The 3,306-nt window shown below is 44.5% G+C and carries 2 protein-coding genes; both read right to left on the bottom strand.

Annotated features, from left to right (window positions below):
• The coding region (locus HMPREF1551_RS06280) for a zinc-dependent metalloprotease (protein ID WP_021628236.1) at positions 1 to 2,701 on the bottom strand (2,701 nt) is incomplete at its 3' end.
• A 75-nt stretch (positions 2,702 to 2,776) separates the two neighbouring features.
• On the bottom strand, positions 2,777 to 3,306 hold a 530-nt coding region (locus tag HMPREF1551_RS13445; protein WP_021628235.1), incomplete at its 5' end, for a gliding motility-associated C-terminal domain-containing protein.

Below are 3,306 nucleotides of genomic sequence, written 5' to 3'. Positions count from 1 at the left end.
CTGGAGTAGGTTCCGGCTTGGGGGCAGGTTTTGGCTCCGGTGTAGGCTCTGGAGTAGGTTCAGGCTTGGGAGCAGGTTTTGGCTCCGGCGTAGGCACTGGTTTTGGAGCCTTATCCGCTTTGGGGTCAATGGTAATAATTTGTTCGTAGCGGTTTTCATTATGGGCTGCATCTTCAGCAAACCATACATTGCGTTCTCCTATCTTTTTACCTTGCTTGTCATAGATAGGTTCAGAACTTGAGGAAACCTCTACTCGGGCATCACAATTATCAGTAGCTGTAAGAGTAGGTTTGAAAGGTATTTCACTCTCATCCTTTACGGTTAGGTTGGGAGGATAGGCTGAAAATTCGGGACGTTGGGTATCTCTCAGGAAAATTTGTTGAACATGACGGATAGCCGGAGCATCAGCCGCATAGGCCGTCCATACTCGGGTGAGCTTATAGGCTTTCTTATCGCCCTCGGTCATTTCTTCCTCGTATTCGATCTCTACTGAATCGCTTCCTTCTGCCTGCACCGTAGCTTTAGGAGGAATCTCTCCTGGGCATTGTACATGTATATCTTGAGGAAGGTCTCCTACAAAATGTAGGGTCTTGGTAGGAGCTTCTTTCTCAAAATAGATATATTGGACAAAAGTGGCTTTGTTTTTACATTTATCGGTAGCTACCCAACGGCGCAGTATATAGTCGGGATGTGTTTCTTCTGAAAAGGAAACCTCCGCCTTTTTATTCCTACATTCACCATGGTCTGATTTGGCTGTAACCTCCGCCCTTTGAGGAATTTCTGTTCTTTTTACAGTAATAACAGGCTTAGGCAAATTATCAAAGATGATACTCGAACTCAACATATCCAGCGTATAAGGCTTATCCGGATAGACTGCATAAGCTATATGATCCAGCACTTCTATCTTGAAGGTACCTTCTACATAGCCAGCATATCCCTTCCAGCCTTTTGCTTGAGGGAAAATCACGGTTGCCTGACCACTATTAGGCACTCCTTCTGCCAAGACATAGTCATAGGTCTTTCCATAGTTATCCGAGAAAAGGATACGTACCTTACTATCGGGAGCAAATAGCTTCTTATCCACATTCCAGTGTAGGGTAACATTCTCTCCTCGCTTACATCGACCTAATTTATTTTCCACTGTAATATTTGTAATTCTAAAAGGCGTTCCATCTTTTATTTGTACTTTGGTTTGATACACATTATAGAGAGGCGTATGGGGTTTACCTTCCTTATAAGCTCCTACGGAACCGTCGCATACCCCTAACCAAAAAGTAAAGTCCCCTGTTTCGTATTCACCAGTGAATTTGTAAGGAACTTCTTTCCATTCATTTGTCTCTCTGACCTTAGTATATGGACGATAGAAAGCAATTTTATTATTCGTAGTAGGACGGTCGGAAGGAAAACGCGCCTTGCCAAACACCTTAAAATCAGCCTGATGTGCCATATAAAGCAAAGGGTCTCCATCAGGATCACTCGCTTCTATGGTAAATTGAAAATAGGTATTAGGGGGTAAGGTATAGCTTTTTTTAAGCTTGCTACGGTCAATCATCGGTGCCTTGTTATCGGAGGGTTCTCCATAAGGAATATTGGGCTGAGGAAGGCCTACGAGCTGGGTACGTGCCTTATCGGCATAATAGGCATCATGTAGGTTGGTACGGTTATGAATGGTATAGATAGAAGGCAAGGAAAAATAAGTCCCATAAGGGTCATTGATATAACTCATGATAGAGTTGCCCCTATCGGGTTCGGTAAAGGAAGAAGCCGTAGCCCCTCCTATGGTAAAGGTATGGGCAGAACCCAATAGGTGCCCAAGCTCATGCAGAATGATATAGAACTCCTCATTGGCTACACAACCTCCCTTGAGCTTACCTGTAATCTCTCCCAGATGTGCCAATCCGCGATTGTCCTTATATACAGCAAAAACAATACCTGCATCATAGCTCTCCTCCCCTATGAGCTTATTAAATGTATCTGTAGCCGTATTTACAACGGTACGCACCAACGGCTTATCAGGATAGATTTCTTCTTTCTCGGTATCTCGGATCAAGCGTGCATCGTCTACTAATTCAAATTGGTAACCCAATTCTCGTCCGCATACCTCATTGAGCTTGGTTTGTACATCCGTCATAAAGGCCTTGGCCAGTTCCATACGCCCCTGACAGTGTCTTTTGTAAAAGTTATAATCTATGAGCATGGCCAATCGGAATGTCCTTAGTACATGCACATTATACAGTACCCGTTTGTCCTCAGAAGGTAGTGATTCTTCCGCCAAGATAGTACCAGGAGCCAAACGAGTGGGCAGCATTGCCCGCTGCGAGCTTGCCCCATCGGCACAAGCCTCACAGGAGGTATGCGACTCTTGAAGACTTACCCTAAGCTGTCCCTTGTCATCTGAGAGGGAATAAGTGTGTCCGTCCTGCCATACCTCCCCCGATAAAGTAGTGTCATTCATAGAGATACTACCAGAAAACACCCCCTCATGATAGGCTACAAAACTACGATAACCCTCTAAGGAAAAGGTATTGTGTCGTTCCACCCACTCCAAAGGAAGGTTCCCTTGAGGAGTAGGTACTGCCCACTGCAAGTGAGTAGCTTTGGAAAAATGCGCTATTACAGCACTCGTTTTCTCTTGGCCATAGAGCGCTGAAAAACAACACCCTATAAGCAACCAAAAGCTAAAATAATGAATTGTCTTCACAACAAATATTTTTGTTAATAAATTGTCAATGACAAATGTTCTAATTTACTATATAAAGCACCATGCATTACCTATCTACTTTAAGTAAAGGTACCCCTTTTTAGTTTCTTGTTTTCCGTTATGAATATAGGAAAGTATATAGAAATAAGTACCTGAGGGAAGTCTTTTGCCACTGGCTAAAACCCCTTTCACATTAGTATAACCTCGGAATACCGCTTCGTTTTGTTGATAACGTGGATTTTCATAGACTATCAAGCCCATTTCGTTAAAAATAAGCACTTCTATAGGCATATTGGGATCCGTATTTTCTACTTTAAAGTAGTTTTCACCCCCATTTTCTACAGAAACTCCATTATATATTACAATTTCTTTTGTCTCAAGAGTTGGTATTGGAGTGGGAGCAGGCTCGGGTTCCGGAGTGGGCACTGGAGTTGGCTCCGGTTGGGGTGTGGGTTTCGGTTCCGGCGTAGGCACTGGGGCGGGCTCCGGTTGGGGTGTGGGTTTCGGTTCCGGTGTAGGCACTGGGGCAGACTCCGGTTGGGGTGCAGGTTTTGGTTCCGGAGTCGGTACTGGAGCAGGCTCCGGTTGGGGGGCAGGTTTCGGTT

Source organism: Capnocytophaga sp. oral taxon 863 str. F0517 (assembly GCF_000466425.1).
GTDB lineage: Bacteria > Bacteroidota > Bacteroidia > Flavobacteriales > Flavobacteriaceae > Capnocytophaga.
Note: the sequence above shows the minus strand (reverse complement) of the source record. Positions and strands in the feature narration are given on the sequence as shown.